The organism is Streptomyces sp. ITFR-6 (genome assembly GCF_031844725.1).
GTDB lineage: Bacteria > Actinomycetota > Actinomycetes > Streptomycetales > Streptomycetaceae > Streptomyces.
On the sequence record NZ_CP134612.1, the window covers coordinates 2,056,043 to 2,072,922 of the forward strand.

General features: G+C 70.9%; 10 protein-coding genes and 3 pseudogenes. 7 read left to right on the plus strand and 6 right to left on the minus strand.

Translation table 11 applies throughout. The features are described 5' to 3' along the window. Nucleotides 1-27: 27 nt before the first annotated feature. The 3 pseudogenes from RLT59_RS09075 (at nucleotide 28) to RLT59_RS09085 (ending at nucleotide 3,119) form a co-directional block, all read left to right on the plus strand. Nucleotides 28-1,118: pseudogene (locus RLT59_RS09075) on the plus strand (sensor histidine kinase). Then, nucleotides 1,115-1,809, plus strand: a pseudogene (locus RLT59_RS09080) (response regulator). The pseudogenes RLT59_RS09075 and RLT59_RS09080 overlap by 4 nt, the downstream one beginning before the upstream one ends. Before the next feature lie 108 nt (nucleotides 1,810-1,917). Next, a pseudogene (locus RLT59_RS09085) lies at nucleotides 1,918-3,119 on the plus strand (serine hydrolase domain-containing protein). Between the two features lie 28 nt (nucleotides 3,120-3,147). On the opposite strand, the gene RLT59_RS09090 reads toward RLT59_RS09085, so the two are convergent. The 4 genes from RLT59_RS09090 to RLT59_RS09105 form a co-directional block, all read right to left on the minus strand. Next, nucleotides 3,148-5,067, minus strand: a complete 1,920-nt coding sequence (locus RLT59_RS09090; RefSeq protein ID WP_399125088.1) for a glycosyl hydrolase family 28-related protein — start codon at nucleotides 5,065-5,067, stop codon at nucleotides 3,148-3,150. A 50-nt stretch (nucleotides 5,068-5,117) separates the two neighbouring features. Continuing rightward, nucleotides 5,118-6,866 carry a glycosyl hydrolase family 28-related protein gene (locus RLT59_RS09095; RefSeq protein ID WP_399125090.1) on the minus strand — a complete coding sequence of 583 codons (1,749 nt, stop codon included), beginning with the start codon at nucleotides 6,864-6,866 and terminating at the stop codon, nucleotides 5,118-5,120. 293 nt (nucleotides 6,867-7,159) lie between these two features. Beyond that, nucleotides 7,160-8,323, minus strand: a complete 1,164-nt coding sequence (locus tag RLT59_RS09100; RefSeq protein ID WP_311307661.1) for a polyamine ABC transporter substrate-binding protein — start codon at nucleotides 8,321-8,323, stop codon at nucleotides 7,160-7,162. A 196-nt stretch (nucleotides 8,324-8,519) separates the two neighbouring features. Then, complete coding sequence (locus RLT59_RS09105; RefSeq protein WP_311302938.1) at nucleotides 8,520-9,959, minus strand: gamma-aminobutyraldehyde dehydrogenase; 1,440 nt, start codon at nucleotides 9,957-9,959, stop codon at nucleotides 8,520-8,522. Nucleotides 9,960-10,122: 163 nt separating this feature from the next. Here RLT59_RS09105 and RLT59_RS09110 point away from each other — a divergent pair, with 163 nt between their 5' ends. From RLT59_RS09110 to RLT59_RS09125, 4 genes are all read left to right on the plus strand, one after another. Then, nucleotides 10,123-10,629 (plus strand): Lrp/AsnC family transcriptional regulator, encoded by a 507-nt coding sequence (locus RLT59_RS09110; protein WP_073739130.1) that lies wholly within the window; start codon nucleotides 10,123-10,125, stop codon nucleotides 10,627-10,629. After that, entirely contained in the window at nucleotides 10,614-11,993 is a 1,380-nt protein-coding gene (locus tag RLT59_RS09115) for an aspartate aminotransferase family protein (protein ID WP_311302939.1), read from the plus strand. Before RLT59_RS09110 ends, RLT59_RS09115 begins: the two co-directional genes overlap by 16 nt. Nucleotides 11,994-12,248: 255 nt before the next feature. Continuing rightward, nucleotides 12,249-12,986: an ABC transporter ATP-binding protein gene (locus RLT59_RS09120; RefSeq protein ID WP_311302940.1), complete on the plus strand. Its 738-nt coding sequence runs from the start codon at nucleotides 12,249-12,251 to the stop codon at nucleotides 12,984-12,986. Continuing rightward, nucleotides 12,968-14,152, plus strand: a complete 1,185-nt coding sequence (locus RLT59_RS09125; protein WP_311302941.1) for a hypothetical protein — start codon at nucleotides 12,968-12,970, stop codon at nucleotides 14,150-14,152. The genes RLT59_RS09120 and RLT59_RS09125 overlap by 19 nt, the downstream gene beginning before the upstream one ends. Nucleotides 14,153-14,208: 56 nt before the next feature. Here the strand turns inward: RLT59_RS09125 and RLT59_RS09130 are convergent, their stop codons facing one another. Continuing rightward, the gene (locus tag RLT59_RS09130; protein ID WP_311302942.1) at nucleotides 14,209-15,234 is read right to left on the minus strand and encodes an ABC transporter ATP-binding protein; all 1,026 of its coding nucleotides are present in this window, start codon (nucleotides 15,232-15,234) and stop codon (nucleotides 14,209-14,211) included. Nucleotides 15,235-15,247: 13 nt separating this feature from the next. After that, nucleotides 15,248-16,861 carry an ABC transporter permease gene (locus tag RLT59_RS09135; protein WP_311307662.1) on the minus strand — a complete coding sequence of 538 codons (1,614 nt, stop codon included), beginning with the start codon at nucleotides 16,859-16,861 and terminating at the stop codon, nucleotides 15,248-15,250. Nucleotides 16,862-16,880 lie beyond the last annotated feature (19 nt).

The window sequence follows — 16,880 nt, forward strand, 5'->3', positions numbered from 1 at the left end:
GCCCTGCTGGTGCAGGCTGCCGTCACCATGCCGTTCGTCGTGCCGCGCGCACCGGAGCTGCCGGCGGCGACGTGGACGGCGTACGGGCTGACGACCCTGCTGGTGCTGCCGCTGGTCGCCCGCCGCCGGGCGCCCGTGACGGTGCTCATCGCCGTGCTCGCGGCCGGCGCCCTGTACAAGTTCGCCGTCGACGGGCCGGGCCAGCCGCTCCCGTACACCGGGCTGGTGGCCTTCTACACCGTCGCCGAGCTTTCCTCGCCGCCGAAACGGATCGCCATCGCGCTGGTCACGGCGGTTACGGTGCTGGCCTCGACCGGGCTGGACAGCACCGACATGCGGGAGCTGCTCTTCTCCCTGTTCGTGTTCGCCGCGGCCTACGCCTTCGGCCGGCTCGCCGTGACCCGGAAGGCGTATCTGCGGGCGGTGGAGGACCGGGCCCGCCAGCTGGAGCTGACGCACCGGATCGAGGCGGAGCAGGCCGCGGCCCGCGAACGGGCCCGGATCGCCCGGGAGATGCACGACATCCTGTCCCACGCGGTGAGCCTGATGATCGTGCAGGCGGAGGCGGGACCGGTGGCGGTGCGTACGGCACCGGACCGGGCGGAGGCCGCGTTCGACGCGATCTCGGAGACGGGCCGCGACGCCATGGTGCAACTGCGCCGCATGCCCGGTGTGCTGCGCGAGGACGAGGGCCCCGGCGGCGCGCCGCGCCGGCCGCAGCCGGCGCTGGCCGGGCTGCCGGGGCTCGTCGAGCGGGTGCGCGGCAGCGGCCTCGCGGTGTCGTACGAGGTGACGGGCGATCCGCGGGCGCCGGGGCCGGCCGTCGAGACGACCGTCTACCGGATGGTGCAGGAGGCCCTGACCAACGTGGTCAGGCACGCGGACGCCGAGACGGTCCGGATCCGGACCACGGCCCCGGGGAGCTGCCCCTGACGGTCACCGACGACGGGCGCGGCCCCGGGGCCGGCACCGGTCTGGGGCTGGTCGGCATCCGGGAACGCGCCGCCGCGCACGGAGGCACGGCGCGCACCGGTCCGGGGCCGGGCGGGCGGGGGTTCGAGGTGAGGGTGACGATTCCGAGGACGACACCGGACAGAAGGGCAGGGGTGGGGCGTTGACGATCCGTGTGGTGGTGGCGGACGACCAGGAGCTGGTACGCAGCGGCTTCGCGATGATCCTGGACGCGCAGCCGGACATCGAGGTGGTGACGGAGGCGGGCGACGGTGCGCAGGCGGTGGCGGCGGTACGGGGGCTGGCGCCGGAGGTGGCGCTGCTCGACATCCGGATGCCGGGCACGGACGGCATCGAGGCGTGCCGCGCGATCAGTGCGCGGACCGGCTGCCGGACGGTCATGCTGACGACCTTCGACTCAGACGAGTACGTCTTCGAGGCGCTGCGCGCGCGGGGGCGAGCGGCTTTCTGCTGAAGGATGTGCGCCGCGACGACCTGGTGCACGCGGTGCGGGTGGTGGCGGCCGGGGAGTCGCTGCTCGCACCTTCGGTGGCGCGCCGGCTGATCGCCGAGTACACCTCGCGCCCGGCCGCCCCGGCGGCCGTGCCGTCGGCGCGCCTGGACGTGCTGACCGGCCGGGAGCGCGAGACGTTGCTGCTGCCGGCCCGCGGTCTGTCGAACGCGGAGATCGCGGCCTCGCTGGTGGTGAGCGAGCACACGGTGAAGACCCATGTCGGCAATGTGCTGTCCAAGCTGGGGCTGCGTGACCGGATCCAGGCCGTGATCTGTGCGTACGAGTGCGGTGTCGTCACTCCCTCCCCGGAGGGAGGGACGGTCCCGGCTCCCCCGCACGGGTGAGGAATCCCGGTGCCGAGGACCGCCCGGCCGGGTGATCCGTCCCAGTGCCCGGGTCAACAGAATGGATTCCGCAGGCAGTTACGGATTCCGCACCTGGAGGCACCGGCCATGAACACCCGCACCACACGCATCGTCCTCGCCACGGCGCTGGTCCTCGGCATCGCCGGGGCGACCGTCGCACCCGCCTCCGCCGGGGCCCGCGTCCCGGCGGGCGCGCACCCCGCCGCGGGCCCGCCCGCCGGCCGGGCACCGGACGCCGAGGCGCTGCGGGCGGCGATCAGCGGGCTCCCGGCGGACGACGCGACGGCCGCGCTGGTCCGGGTCGGCGGCACCGACGGCGCTTGGCGGGGCAGCGCCGGCGTCCACGATCTGGCCTCGGGCCGCCCGGCCGACCCGGACGGGCGCTTCCGGGCCGGCTCGGTGACCAAGGTCTTCACGGCGGCCGTGGTGCTGCAACTGGCCGGTGAGGGGAGACTCGGCCTGGACCGGCCGGCCCGGCACTACCTGCCGGACCTGATCCCGGCGGCGTACGGGCGGGTCACCGTGCGGCAGTTGCTGAACCACACGAGCGGCATCCCGTCCCCGGACCCGGGCAACGGCGACACCCTGGAGGAGTGGTACGCGCACCGCTTCGACCCGCACGATCCGGTGGACGACGTGCGGGACGCGACCGCGCTCGAACCGGACTTCGCACCCGGCACGCGGCAGCACTACGCCAACATCGGCTACACCGTGGCGGGACTGCTGATCGAGAGGGTCACCGGGGACACGTACGCCTCACAGGTCTCCCGCCGCGTCCTGAAGCCCCTGCGGCTGGGGGACACCTACTTCCCCGGCACCGATCCGGCGGTCAGAGGACCGCACAACCACGGCTACCAGGTCTTCGGTGACTCGGGCGAGCTGCGTGACGTGACCGTGTGGGGGGGGCGGCCGACGCGTGGGCGGCGGGGGACCTGATCTCGACCACCGCCGATCTGGAGCGCTTCACCCGGGCGCTGTTCGGCGGCCGGGTGGTGCGGGGACCGCTGCTCCGGGAGATGTTCACGCTGCCGGACGCGTCGGTGCGCGAGTACGGCACGGGCAAGCCCGCCGCGTACAGCGCGGGTCTGTCGGTGATCAGGCTGGGCGGCCGCGAGGTGTGGGGCAAGACGGGCGGCCGCTGGGGCTACAACACGGCCATCGCCGCCACCCCCGGCCTGTCCAGGACGCTCGTCTACAGCGTCAACGCGACGGACGCGAAGGGTGCGGACATGAACGCCACGGCGATGAACGTCATGGTGGCGGCGTTCGGGGCGCCGGACCCGGAGTGAGCGGGGCGCACCCGACGCCAACGGGCCGCTACCGGCCCTGGCCGCTCCCCCGTTCCCCGGCCGAGGAGCCTGCCGCGGTCCCGTTGATCACGAACTGCGATCCGGGTTCGACGGTCACGTCCCCGTCGCGCGAACCGCTGATCGTCACATCGGTGAGCGTGGCGCTGCCCCGTGCGCCGCCCATGGCGAGGATGCCGGAGCCGTTGGCGGACCCGGAGATGTTCACGTTGCTGATCTTGACGTCCGGCATCTCGCCGCCGCCGGTCTTGAACTGGATGCCGTCGTACGTCGAGTCCTCGATGTCGGTGTCACGGATGGTGACGCCGGGGATGCCGGAACCCTGGGGGAACAGGGTGATCGCGCCGAACTCCTGGTCCTCGTTCCAGAACGCGCCGCCGGTCCGGTAGAGCCCGTTGTTCGCGATCAGGGTCTCCCCGGAGAAGGGCACCGGGTCGTGGTCGGTGGCCAGCATGATGCCCGGGTAGTTCATGGTGTCGGACACCAGGTTGTTCTCGATCTTGTTGCCGTAGCCGCCGTAGACCGCGATGCCGTTGGCCCGCCAGGGCAGCTGGATCGTGTTGTTGCTGAAGACGTTGTCATGGCCGACGTCGACCGAGGGGTCCTTGACGTACTTGCTCGCCCACACCGCCAGCGAGTCGTCCCCGGTGTTGCGGAAGGAGGAGTTGGTGACGGAGGAGTTGCGGGTGCCGTTGGTGAAGTTGATGCCGTCCGCGTAGGTGTTGCGGATGCGCATCCCGGTGAATTCGAGTCCGTCGCCGGGGCCCCACAGCTCCGGGATGTTGCTGTAGTCGCGGCCGACCCAGGTGGCGACGTTGGCGTGCTCGATCCAGACGTTGCTGATCTTGGTGTTCTCGCCGAAGCGGCCGTTGAGGCCGACGCCGCCCTCGGCGTTGCCGTCACCGCCCCGGATGGTGCCGGAGCCGAAGATCGCGATGTCCGAGATCTGGGTGTTGTCGTCGATGTCGAAGCCGAAGTTCCCCTCGTGCGGGTGGTTGATGCCGCCCGCGTCCTGCGGCGCGGTCAGCGTGTACAGCTGCGAGTGCCACATACCGGCGCCCCGGATGGTGACGTCGCTGATGCCGACCTGGTTGTACTCCCCGCGGTTCTCCGGGTCGTCGGTGAGGATCTTCTGCTCCTGACGCCACTGCCCGGCCGGGATCCACACGCAGTCGATATCGCCGTTCTGGTCGGCGGTGACGGCCGCCTGGATCGCGTCGGTGTCGTCCTTCCCGTCGTCGGGCACCGCACCGTACTCGGTGATCGAGGTGCACTCGGCGGGCTTGCTCGCGGGCGGCGCCACCTGCTCCAGGTCGACCAGGTCGACGACGTAGTACGCGGCGTCGTCACCGGCGTCCCGCTGGAGGCGGAAGGTGGTTCCCTCGGGGTAGGTCTTGTCGAGCAGCGCGTGCGACTCGTCGAACAGCCGCCGCGCGTCACCGCCGGGGTTGTTCGTCAGGCCTTCCGGGTCGTCGGTGCTGCCGTACAGCCAGCTGTGCTTGGACGACAGGTCCAGCTTCTGTACGAACGTGCCGTCGGCGTAGAGGCTCAGCGTCTTGTCCTGGCCGCCGCCGCCCGGCGCGTCGGGGATGGAGTTGCGGACGACGATGGAATTGGTGCTTGCGGCAGAGGTGAACTCCACGTACTGGCCGGTGGAGTCGAGGCGTACCGACTTGCGGCCAGAGGACTCGGTGGAGAAGTTGGTGTGCCCGAAGGTACGGGTGGCGTCCGTCTCCAGCAGGGTGCCGTCGTAGCTGCCGTCCTCCGCCTCGTACTCGGCGAACGGGGATGCCGCACCACGGGCGGCCGCGGTGGCGGACGGCTCGGGGGCCGCCGGCGCCGCGTGTGCGGCCGGTACGAGCCATGCGGCGGTCAGTGCGGCGCCGAGTGCGACGGCGATGCCCGGCCGGCTCCAGTCTCTCCTCGTCACAGCGTGCGTTCCTCTCGGTGGGGGGGGATGGTGCGTGCGTGGGGGGGCCGCTAGTTGCCGGTGTCCGGCTCGGGCCAGGCGGAGCAGTCGTCCCAGGTGGCGTCCCAGCCGGTGTTGCCGCCGCCGTCGGTGAGCGTGAAGGTGCCGGAGCCCTCGGGGAAGGGGCAGTTGTATACGCCTGCCGCGCCGGTCCCGGTGGCGGTGACGTCCGACATCGTCACGGCGCCGGGCGTCTCGGCCTGCACGACGACCGTGCCGACGCCGTCGACGGCCGACCCGTCGACGGTCACGTTCTTGACGTCCTGGCCGGTGCCGCCGCCCGAGACGAACTCGTAGGCGCTGTAGGGGCTGTCCGTGATGGTGGTGTCGGTGATGTTGACGTTCGCCTCGATGGGGCTGTCGTACGCGTCCACGCGCAGCGCACCCATCGGGTGGCCCCAGTTGGGGTTGACGGCCCCGGTGCGGACGAGGGTGTTCCCGGAGACGGTGATGGTGCCGCCGAGGGGGAAGAACGGGTCGGCGAACTTCTGGTTGGAGATGGCGATGCCGCTGCCCAGCGCGTTGGTGTCGCTGATCAGGTTGTCCTTGACGGTGATGTCGCTGCCGCCGTAGATGGCGATGCCGTTCGCCAGGTTGGGCTGGGAGATGGTGTTGTCCGCGAAGGTGGAGTCGGTGTCGGCGGCGTTCAGCGACCACATGGCGAGTGAGTCGTCGCCCTGGTTGCGCAGGAAGTTGCCGCGCACCTGCACGCCCTTGGCGCTGCCGTTGAGGTTCAGCCCGTCCGCGGTGGTGTCGAGGATGCGGTTGTTCTCGACGACCAGGTTGTCGTTGTTGCCGGTCAGCCAGAGCCCGACCTTGAGGTGCTGCAGCCACATGCCGCTGACCCGGGAGTCCGGGCCGAGGGAGCCGTTGACGAAGTTGTCCGGGTTGCTGTCGACCCGCTCCGTGACCTCGCCGACGACCGCGAAGTCCTTGATGGTGACCTTGCCGTCGGAGTTGCTCTGGTTGATGAACCGTGAGGCGTGCACGACCGAGTGCCAGCTGCCGGCCCCCTGGATCGTCACGTTCTCGACGCCGCTCAGCTCGGAGTCCAGCTTGAAGTCGCCCGCCGGGATCCATATGGTGCCGCCACCGGCCCTGGCCTCGGTGATCGCGTCGCGGAAGGCCTGGGTGGAGTCCTGCTGTCCGGTGGCGTCGGCGCCCTTGTCGACGACGGAGACCGCGCCGGAGGGTGCGGCGGCGGGCTCGTCCACCTGCTCGAAGTCGGCCACGTCGACGGTGACCTCGGTGGACGCGGCCTCCAGCTTCACCTTGTCGCCCGCCGCCAGGTCGCGGCCGAGCAGCAGGCGGGCGTTGTCGAAGAGGTGGTGGGTCTTGGCGCCGGCGATCCAGGGGGTGTCGACGTAGCTGTACTTGGAGGTGACGGCCAGCGAGGCGTCGAGCTTGGTGCCGTTGACGTAGACGTCGAGTGAACCGCTCTGCCCGTCGGGCACGTTGTAGGCGACGTTCACGGCGTTGGCGGCCCGGTCGAGGGTGAACTCCACGCTCTGCCCGCTGCTCAGCCGCACCGCCTGCCGGCCCGAGGCCTCGGAGGCGAGGGTGCCCTGGGTGTAGTCGGGGCCGATCTTCTGGCCGGTGGTGGAGGCGGACTCCGCCTCCGTGGAGCTGAACGGGAGGGTGGCTCCGGCCACGGCCGCCGCTCTCGGCTCCGGGGTCCGCTGGGCGGAGGCCTGGCCGGTGACGCCGATGACCGTGCCCACGAGGGCGACCGCGACGGCGAGGACATACGAACTGCGCATGGGATATGACGTGCGCATGACACTCCATTTCTGCTGTGACTGGCGCTTCCCGGTGGGGGGGCGGGGGGAAGCGCCTGTCACTCAAGCATCACGGACACACGAACACAAGATGTCGCTCAGATATTGCAAATTATCGACAGCGTGCTGAAACAACCAACTGTCGCCCGGACGCGGCGTGAAGAGAGCCGGGCCGAACCACGAAGAACCGGCACCACGCGCATTCCGCGTGATGCCGGTTTTTGGTCTTCAGTGCCCGCCGAAAGCCCTGGCCACGGGCGATCGAAGCGGTTCCCTCACAACCCGACTATGGAGTTCCACTTCTTGGCGAACGCGGTGCGCTCCTCGGAGGTGATGTCGCGGGCGATCGCGAGCCGCTTGCGCATGGCGTCGTCGGGGAAGATCAGCGGGTCCTCCGTGAGTGCGGCGGTCTCCTCGTCCTTGGAGGAGGCCAGCACCTCGCGGGCGGCCGGGACCGGGCAGACGTAGTTGACCCAGGTCGCCAGTTCCGCGGCGACCTCGGGCTCGTAGTAGTAGTCGACGAGCTTCTCCGCGTTGCGCTTGTGGTGGGCGAGGTTGGGGATCATGAGTGATTCCGCCCAGAGCTCGGCACCCTCCTCCGGCACGACGAACTCGATCTCCGGGTTGTCGGCCTGGAGCTGGATGACGTCGCCGGAGTAGGCCTGACAGGCGAGCACGTCCCCGGTGGAGAGGTCCTTGATGTAGTCGTTGCCGGTGAAGCGGCGGATGTGTTTCGTCCGCACCAGCTTCTCCACCTGGTCGCAGATGTCGTAGAAGTCGTCGCGCTTCCAGCGGGTGATGTCGACCCCGTTGCCCTGCATCAGCAGCGCGAAGGACTCGTCGAGCCCGGAGAGCAGCGTCACCTTGCCGCGCAGGTCGTGCGCCCACAGGTCGCTCAGGTGCTTGATCTCGCGGCCCAGCCGCCTGCGGTTGTACGCGATGCCGGTGATCCCGGACTGCCAGGGGACGCTGTGGGTGCGGCCCTTGTCGAAGGCGGGCGAGCGCAGCTGCGGATCGAGGTACTTCGCCACGTTGGGCTGCTTGGCCCGGTCCATCTCCTGGACCCAGCCGAGCCGGACGAACCGGGCGGCCATCCAGTCGCTGATGACGATGAGGTCGCGCCCGGTCTGCTGGTGGTTCATCAGCGCGGGGCTGATCTTCCCGAAGAACTCGTCGTTGTCGTTGATCTCCTCGGTGTACGTGACGGAGATCCCGGTGCGCTTGCTGAAGGCGTCCAGGGTGGGCCGCTTCGACTGGTTCCTGTCGTCGGTGTCGATGTAGAGCGGCCAGTTGGCGAAGTGCAGGGTGTGGTCACTGGCGGAGGAGTCGCGCCCGGCCCGGTCGCCCGGCTCCACATAGGCGGCGGGCACTCCGCAGCCGGCCAGCGTGGCACCGGCCGCCCCCGCCCCGAGGGCGCGGAGCAGGGACCGGCGGGACATGGGGTTCTTCGGGATCGCTCGCACCTGCGCAGGATGCCGCTCGTGGGGTACGGCGGGCAATGGACCAACCGTCCAGCGGTGGCCGTCCGCCGCGCACACCCTGTCGAGGGTCCCGCGCGGGGGCGGGGATACGGAGACGGCCCCGGGCGCTCGCACAGTGCGCCCGGGGCCGTGCCCGTACCGAATGGAGCGGCGGTCAGCCGTCGAGGGAGGTCATGACGTGCTTGATCCGGGTGTAGTCCTCGAAGCCGTACGCGGAGAGGTCCTTGCCGTAGCCGGACTTCTTGAACCCGCCGTGCGGCATCTCGGCGACGAGCGGGATGTGGGTGTTGATCCACACGCAGCCGAAGTCGAGGTTCTTGGACATCCGCATGGCGCGGGCGTGGTCCTTGGTCCACACCGAGGAGGCCAGGGCGTACTCGACGCCGTTGGCCCACTCCAGCGCCTGCGCCTCGTCCGTGAACGACTGGACGGTGATGACCGGGCCGAAGACCTCGTGCTGGATGATCTCGTCGTCCTGCTTGAGGCCGGAGACGACGGTCGGGGCGTAGAAGTAGCCCTTCTCACCGACCCGGTGGCCGCCCGCCTCGACCCTGGCGTGGGCGGGGAGGCGCTCGATGAAGCCACTGACCTGGGCGAGCTGGTTGGCGTTGTTTAGCGGGCCGTAGAGCACGTCCTCGTCGTCCGGCTGCCCGGTCTTCGTGTCGGCGGCGGCCTTGGCGAGCGCGGTGACGAACTCGTCGTGGATGGACTCGTGGACCAGCACGCGGGTGGCGGCCGTGCAGTCCTGGCCGGCGTTGAAGTAGCCGGCGACCGAGATGTCCTCGACGGCCTTGGCGATGTCGGTGTCCTCGAACACGACGACCGGCGCCTTGCCGCCGAGCTCCAGGTGGACCCGCTTGACGTCCTTCGCCGCGGACTCCGCGACCTGCATGCCGGCCCGGACCGAACCCGTGATGGAGGCCATCGCCGGGGTCCGGTGCTCCACCATCGCGCGGCCGGTGTCCCGGTCCCCGCAGATGACGTTGAAGACGCCCTTGGGCAGGATCTGCCCGATGATCTCCGCGATCAGCACGGTGGAGGCCGGGGTGGTGTCGGACGGCTTGATCACGACGGTGTTGCCCGCGGCAAGCGCCGGGGCGAACTTCCAGACGGCCATCATCATCGGGTAGTTCCACGGCGCGACCTGGGCGCAGACCCCGACCGGCTCGCGGCGGACGATGGAGGTCAGCCCCTCCATGTACTCGCCGGCCGAACGGCCCTCCAGCAGCCGGGCCGCACCCGCGAAGAAGCGGATCTGGTCGACCATCGGCGGGAGTTCCTCGGTGCGGGTGAGCCCGACCGGCTTGCCGGTGTTCTCGGACTCGGCCGCGATGAGGTCCTCCGCACGCTCCTCGAAGGCGTCCGCGATCTTCAGCAGGGCGCGCTGGCGCTCGGCGGGGGTGACGTCGCGCCAGGCGGGGAAGGCCGCGACGGCGGCCTCCATGGCGGCGTCGACGTCGGCGGCACCGGAGAGCGGGGACGTCGCGTAGACCTCTTCCGTCACCGGGTTGACCACGTCGATGGTCCGCCCGTCGGCGGCGTCGCGGAACTCTCCGTTGATGTAGTTGCGCAGACGGCGCACCTCGGTGGTCACAGCCGACCCTCCTGCTCTGAAGTCCAATGGGTGAGACGCCCAGCGTAGTCGCTCGGGTAACGCTTTCGACATACCTAACCGCCGTGAACTTCGGATTCGGTGAGATTCAGGTCCCTCAACAACGAATTTCATCGATCGAGGGTTGCAAGACAGACGAGTCCCGGTGCACAGTGGCTCCGTGGCAAGCCGCAGCGCAGACTCCAGGACCGGGAACGGATCGTCCTCAACGGTCGATGCCGTGTCCCTCGCAATCATCGAACAGCTCCAGGAGGACGGACGCCGTCCGTACGCCGCGATCGGCAAGGCCGTCGGCCTCTCCGAGGCGGCCGTGCGACAGCGCGTCCAGAAGCTGCTCGACCAGGGCGTGATGCAGATCGTCGCCGTCACCGATCCGCTCACCGTGGGATTCAGACGGCAGGCGATGGTCGGGATCAACGTCGAGGGCGACCTCGATCCCGTCGCGGAGGCCCTGTCGGCCATGGCCGAGTGCGAGTACGTGGTGATGACCGCGGGCTCCTTCGACCTGATGGTGGAGATCGTCTGCGAGGACGACGACCACCTGCTGGAGACGATCAGCAAACGCATCCGGGCCATTCCCGGAGTGCGCTCCACCGAGAGCTTCGTCTACCTCAAGCTCAAGAAGCAGACCTATATGTGGGGAACCCGATAGCCGTGAGCAAGGACCTCAGCCGGACCGCGTACGACCACCTGTGGATGCACTTCACCCGCATGTCGGACTACGAGAACGCGCCCGTTCCCACCATCGTGCGTGGCGAGGGCACCTACATCTTCGACGACCAGGGCAAGCGCTACCTCGACGGGCTGTCCGGCCTGTTCGTGGTCAACGCCGGCCACGGCCGCCGCGAGCTCGCGGAGGCCGCGTACAAGCAGGCGCAGGAGCTGGCCTTCTTCCCGGTGTGGTCCTACGCCCACCCGAAGGCCGTCGAACTGGCCGAGCGCCTCGCGGACTACGCCCCGGGCGACCTCAACAAGGTCTTCTTCACCACCGGCGGCGGCGAGGCCGTCGAGACCGCGTGGAAGCTGGCGAAGCAGTACTTCAAGCTCAAGGGCAAGCCGACCAAGTACAAGGTCATCTCGCGCGCGGTCGCCTACCACGGCACCCCGCAGGGCGCGCTGTCCATCACCGGTCTGCCGGCGCTCAAGGCCCCCTTCGAACCGCTGGTCCCCGGCGCGCACAAGGTGCCGAACACCAACATATACCGCGCCCCGCTCTTCGGTGACGACCCCGAGGCCTTCGGCCGCTGGGCCGCCGACCAGATCGAGCAGGAGATCCTCTTCGAGGGCCCGGACACCGTAGCCGCCGTCTTCCTGGAGCCCGTGCAGAACGCGGGCGGCTGTTTCCCGCCCCCGCCCGGCTACTTCCAGCGCGTGCGCGAGATCTGCGACAAGTACGACGTGCTGCTCGTCTCCGACGAGGTCATCTGCGCCTTCGGCCGGCTCGGCACGATGTTCGCCTGCGACAAGTTCGGCTACGTGCCGGACATGATCACCTGCGCCAAGGGCATGACCTCTGGCTACTCCCCGATCGGCGCCTGCATCATCTCGGACCGGCTCGCCGAGCCGTTCTACGAGGGCGACAACACCTTCCTGCACGGCTACACCTTCGGCGGCCACCCGGTCTCCGCGGCGGTCGGCCTCGCCAACCTCGACATATTCGAGAAGGAAGGCCTCAACCAGCACGTCCTCGACAACGAGAACGCCTTCTTCACCACGCTGCAGAAGCTCCACGACCTGCCGATCGTCGGTGACGTCCGGGGCAACGGCTTCTTCTACGGCATCGAGCTGGTCAAGGACAAGGCCACCAAGGAGACGTTCACCGACGAGGAGACCGAGCGCGTCCTGTACGGCTTCCTCTCCAAGGCGCTGTACGAGAGCGGCCTGTACTGCCGGGCCGACGACCGGGGCGACCCGGTCGTCCAGCTCGCGCCGCCGCTGATCTCCGACCAGTCCACGTTCGACGAGATCGAGTCCATCCTGCGGTCCGTCCTGACGGAGGCCTGGACGAAGCTCTGACCGATCGCTCGACCGGCTGATCGAGCGAGCCCGGCTTGACCACCGCTTGACCCTCCACGGACGGTCCTCCAGCGGTCATTTCATACGGTCCACGCGGCCCGGATGCGCCCAGTCGAGTGGGAAGAGGCGCACCCGGGCCGCGTGCTGTGCGCACACCGCGGTCGGAATCCTTACGGTGCCGAGTGACCGATCGGCCCTCTCTTCGTTCCCCCGTACGGGGGAACGGGATATCTGATCTGAACCGAGGTGTACGCCATGGTGGCCCCGCCGGACAACGACGTGATCTGGGCGCACTCCCTGCACCACTCCCACAACGGCTCACCCGCGCTCGGCGGGGTGTCCCTGGGGATCCGCGACGGCGAGATCCTCGCCGTGACCGGCCCGCGCGGCAGCGGCAAGACGACCCTGCTGCACTGCCTGTCCGGCCAACTGGTGCCCACCGAGGGCGAGGTGTGGTTCAACAGCGTCCCCGTCCACACCATGGGCCCCCGGCTGCGCGAACGGCTGCGCCGCGACAAGTTCGGCTGGATCGCCCCCGAGCCGCAACTCGTCCCTGAGCTGACCACCTGGGAGAACACCGCCCTTCCGCTGCTGCTGCGCGGCGCCTCGCACCGGGAGGCCAAGAAGGCCGCCATGGAGTGGCTGGAGCGCCTCGACATCGGCATGTGCGCCAGGAAGCGGCCGCACACCCTCCAGCAGAGCCAGCGGCAGCGGATCTCGGTGGCCCGCGCACTGGCCACCGCCCCCGCGGTGATCTTCGCCGACGAGCCCACCGCCACCCTGCACCGCACCGACCGCACCCATGTCCTGCGGACCCTGACCAGCGCGGCCCGCTCGCACGGCATCACGGTGGTCCTCGCCACCCACGACGCCGAGATCGCCGCCCTCGCGGACCGCACGGTGCCGCTGCTGGACGGGCGCCGGGTCGCCACGGCCAAGCTGACCGCCGGGACCGACACGGAGGGCCGCGCGGCGTGCTCGCTCTCCGTCTAGCCCGCGGTTCCCATCCCCTGGTCCTGGTGCGGCGGCTGCTCGTCGCGGCCGCCTCCGCCGGGGTCGGCTTCCTCCTGCTGTGCACCCTGGGCTACGCCTCCGGGCACCCGGCGCACTCCGCCGGTTCCGTGCTGCGGCTGCTGTGGTGCTTCGTACCGCTGGCCGCCACCGTGCAGTTCGCGGTCGCGGTGGCCCGGACCGACCCGAGCACCCGGCCGCGCCCCGGACTGTCCGCCGTGGGCCTGGGCCCTGTCCGGCTCAGTGTGCTCGCCGCGGTCTCCACCGCCGTCTCGTGCACCCTCGGCTCCATGGTGGCGCTGCTCTTCTTCCTCCATCTGCGCGGCGACCTGTCCGGGCTGCCGTTCGACGGCGCGGCGGCCGGGCTGCTGGGCGCGGACGCGTCGCTGCCGCTGGCCGCCGTCGTGGTCCTGCTGACCCTGGTGCCCGCGACGGCGGCGACCGCGAGCGCGCTGGCGCTGCGCACCAGTCCGGTGCGGGCGGCGGGCGTGCAGGACGGTGCGCGGGACCTGCTGCCGGAGGAGCAGGCCCCCGCCCCGGCCGCGCCGCCCGCCGGGCTGCCGTGGGGCGTCGCCCTGACGGCCGCCGGCCTCGCGGTCGAGGCGTACGCGAGCCGAGGCTCGTCGGGCAGCCCGTTCCCGCTCCCCGGAAAGCTGGACTCCACCCCGGTCTGGGTCCTGGTGGGGTGGACGCTGACGGCGATCGGCCTCGCCACCGCCGGCCCCGGGCTGACCCATCTCGCCGGACGGCTGCTCCAGGCGGTGCGCCCCGGAGCCGTACGGCTGCTGGCGGGCCGGGTACTGATGGACGAGGCGCGCCGGATCGGCCGGCCGCTGGGCGTCGTCTGCGCGGTGCTCTCCGCCGTCATCGCCGCCTTCGCGCTGTACGGCACGGGCCCCCGCCCCTTCGGACCGCTCACTGCCCTCGGCGCCGTACTCGTCATCGGCTGCACGACGGCGACGCTGCTGACCTCGGCACTGGAGGCGAGGCAGGCCCGCGCGGAAACGGCACAGGCCCTGCTGCGTCTCGGCGCCCCGGCCTCGGCGCTGCGGGCCGCGACAGCACTGCGCGCGGCCGCACTGCTCCTGGTCTTCGCCCCGCTGACCTGGGCGATCGCGGAGCTGGCGGCTCTGCCGCTGACGGGCTGAGCGGGGGGCCGGACGGCTTCGGGGCGATCCGGCCACCGGCCAGTGACCCCCGGCCGTCAGAAGACCGCGGGCAGTACGACGCTCTCCGCCGCGTCGAAGGTGACGCCGACGACCGCGCCCTCCTCCGGTGTACCGCGCAGTGCGCACTCGGCGTCCAGGGCCGGTCCGTGCTCCGGGTACAACTTCACGGCGACGTGGTTGCCCCGGAAGGTGCGGGCGGCCACGGTGCAGCGCAGGCCGTCCTCCGGGGCGCCGATCAGGACTCCGGCCGGCCGCACCAGCAGGTCGCAGGCCCCCTGGCGTGATCCGGCGGGCACTGGCACCTTGCCCCAGTCCGTGTCGGCGGCCTCGCCGGTGACCGTCGCCTCCACCACGTTGTCGAAGCCGAGGAAGCGGGCGACGAAGGCCGACGCGGGATGCTGCCAGACCTCCAGCGGGGTGCCCACCTGGGCGATGCGTCCGTCGCGCATCACGACGACGCGGTCGGCCAGCGCGAAGGCCTCGCCCTGGTCGTGGGTGACGGCGAGCACGGTCGTGCCCAGGCGGGCGAAGAGCGTGCGCAGTTCGACGACGAGGCGTTCGCGCAGACCGCGGTCCAGCTGGCCGAGCGGCTCGTCCAGCATGAGCAGCTTGGGCCGGGGCGCGAGCGCACGTGCCAGGGCGACGCGCTGCTGCTCGCCGCCGGAGAGTGCGGCGACGGCCCGCCGCTCGGCGCCGGGCAGCCCCACCAGACCGAGGAGTTCGGCGACCTTGCGGTCCTGCTCGGCCCGGCCCACGCCGCGCATCCGCAGCCCGAAGGCGACGTTGGCGCCGGCGTCCCGGTGCGGGAACAGCTGGTGGTCCTGGAACATCAGGCCGAGCCCGCGCCGGTGCACCGGCACCCCGGCCTGGTCCGCGCCGTCGAGCAGCACCCGGCCGGCGTCCAGGTGCTGGAGGCCGGCCACCACCCGCAGCAGCGTCGACTTCCCGCTGCCGCTCGGTCCCAGCACACAGACGATCTCGTGGTCCGCGACCTCCAGACCGACCGCGTCCAGCGCCACCCGGTCACCGAAGCGCACGGTGGCCGATTCGAGTGTCAGCATTGTGTCAGCATCCCTAGAACTCGCCGGATCGGTCGGTGCGGATACGTTCGAGCAGCAGCAGCGAGATCGCGCACACGAGCATCAGAATGGTGCTGAGGGCCATCGCCTGGCCGTAGTTGAGATCCCCGGACCGCCCGAGCAGCCGCGCCACCGCGACCGGAAGCGTCGGGTTGTCGGGCCGCGCGATGAACACCGTCGCGCCGAACTCCCCGAGCGACACGGCGAACGCGAAGCCCGCCGCCACCAGCAACGCCCGGCGCACCAGCGGCAGATCCACCTCGCGCCAGACCCGCAGCGGCGAGGCGCCGAGCACCGCGGCCGCCTCGCGCAGCCGCCCGTCCACCGCGCGCAGGACCGGCAGCATGGTCCGTACGACGAACGGCACCCCGACCAGCGCCTGGGCGAGCGGCACCAGGATCCAGGAGGTCCGCAGATCGAGCGGCGGCTTGTCCAGGGTGATCAGGAAACCGAAGCCGACGGTGACGGCGGAGACCCCGAGAGGCAGCATCAGCAGCGCGTCGAAGCCCCTGACCAGCCGCCCGGCCCGCCTGGTCAGCGCCGCCGCGGCCAGGCCCCCGACGACCAGTGCGATGGCGGTCGCGACCAGGGCGTACCGCAGCGAGTTCCCGATCGCTTCGAGCGGCGCGACCAGGAACGTACCGCTGTTCGCGTCCGCAAAGGCCAACGCCCGGTAGTAGCCGAAGCCGTGGCCACCGGGCAGGTCGAGCGAACGCTCCACCAGGATGGCGAGCGGCAGCAGGATCAGCACCAGCACGGTCAGCAGGACGCCTCCGAGCAGCGTCCACTGGCCCGCGCCGCGCGGTCTGCGGGCCGTCTGCGCCGGGTCTACGAGCTTCAGTGCCGTCTCCCGGCGCCGTACGGTCCAGGCGTGCACGGCGAGGATCGCGCCGACCGCGGCGAACTGCACGAGCGTGAGCACGGCGGCCGTCGGCAGGGCGAGCAGCTGCGCGGTCTGGCGGTAGATCTCCACCTCCAGCGTGGAGAATCCGGGGCCGCCGAGGATCTGGACGACGCCGAAGGAGGTGAAGGTGAAGAGGAAGACCATCAGAGCGGCCGCCGCCACGGCGGGGGCGAGCGCCGGAAGCGTCACCCGCCGCCAGGCGGCGAACCGTCCGGCGCCGAGGACGCGCGCGGCCTCCTCCTGCCGGGGGTCGAGCTGCGACCACAGCCCGCCGACGGTGCGCACGACGACCGCGTAGTTGAAGAAGACATGGGCCAGCAGGATCGCCCACACCGTGGTGTCGAGCCGCACGCCCCACAGGTCGTCGAGGAAGCCGCCGCGCCCCAGCAACGCGAGGAACGCGGTGCCCACGACGACGGTCGGCAGGACGAACGGCACCGTGACGGCCGCCCTCAGCACCTGCTTGCCCGGAAAGTCGAACCGGGCGAACACATAGGCGCCCGGCAGCGCGATCAGCAGGGTCAGCGCGGTCGAGGCGAGCGCCTGCCAGAGCGTGAACCAGAGGACGTTCTGCATGTCGGACCGGCTCAGCACCTCGCCGATCCGTCCGAACTGCCACACCCCGCCGTCCTTGAGCCCGCGTCCGACGATCGCGACGACGGGGTAGGCGAAGAACACCGCGAAGAAGGCGACGGGCACGGCCATCAGGCCGAGCCGCACCGCG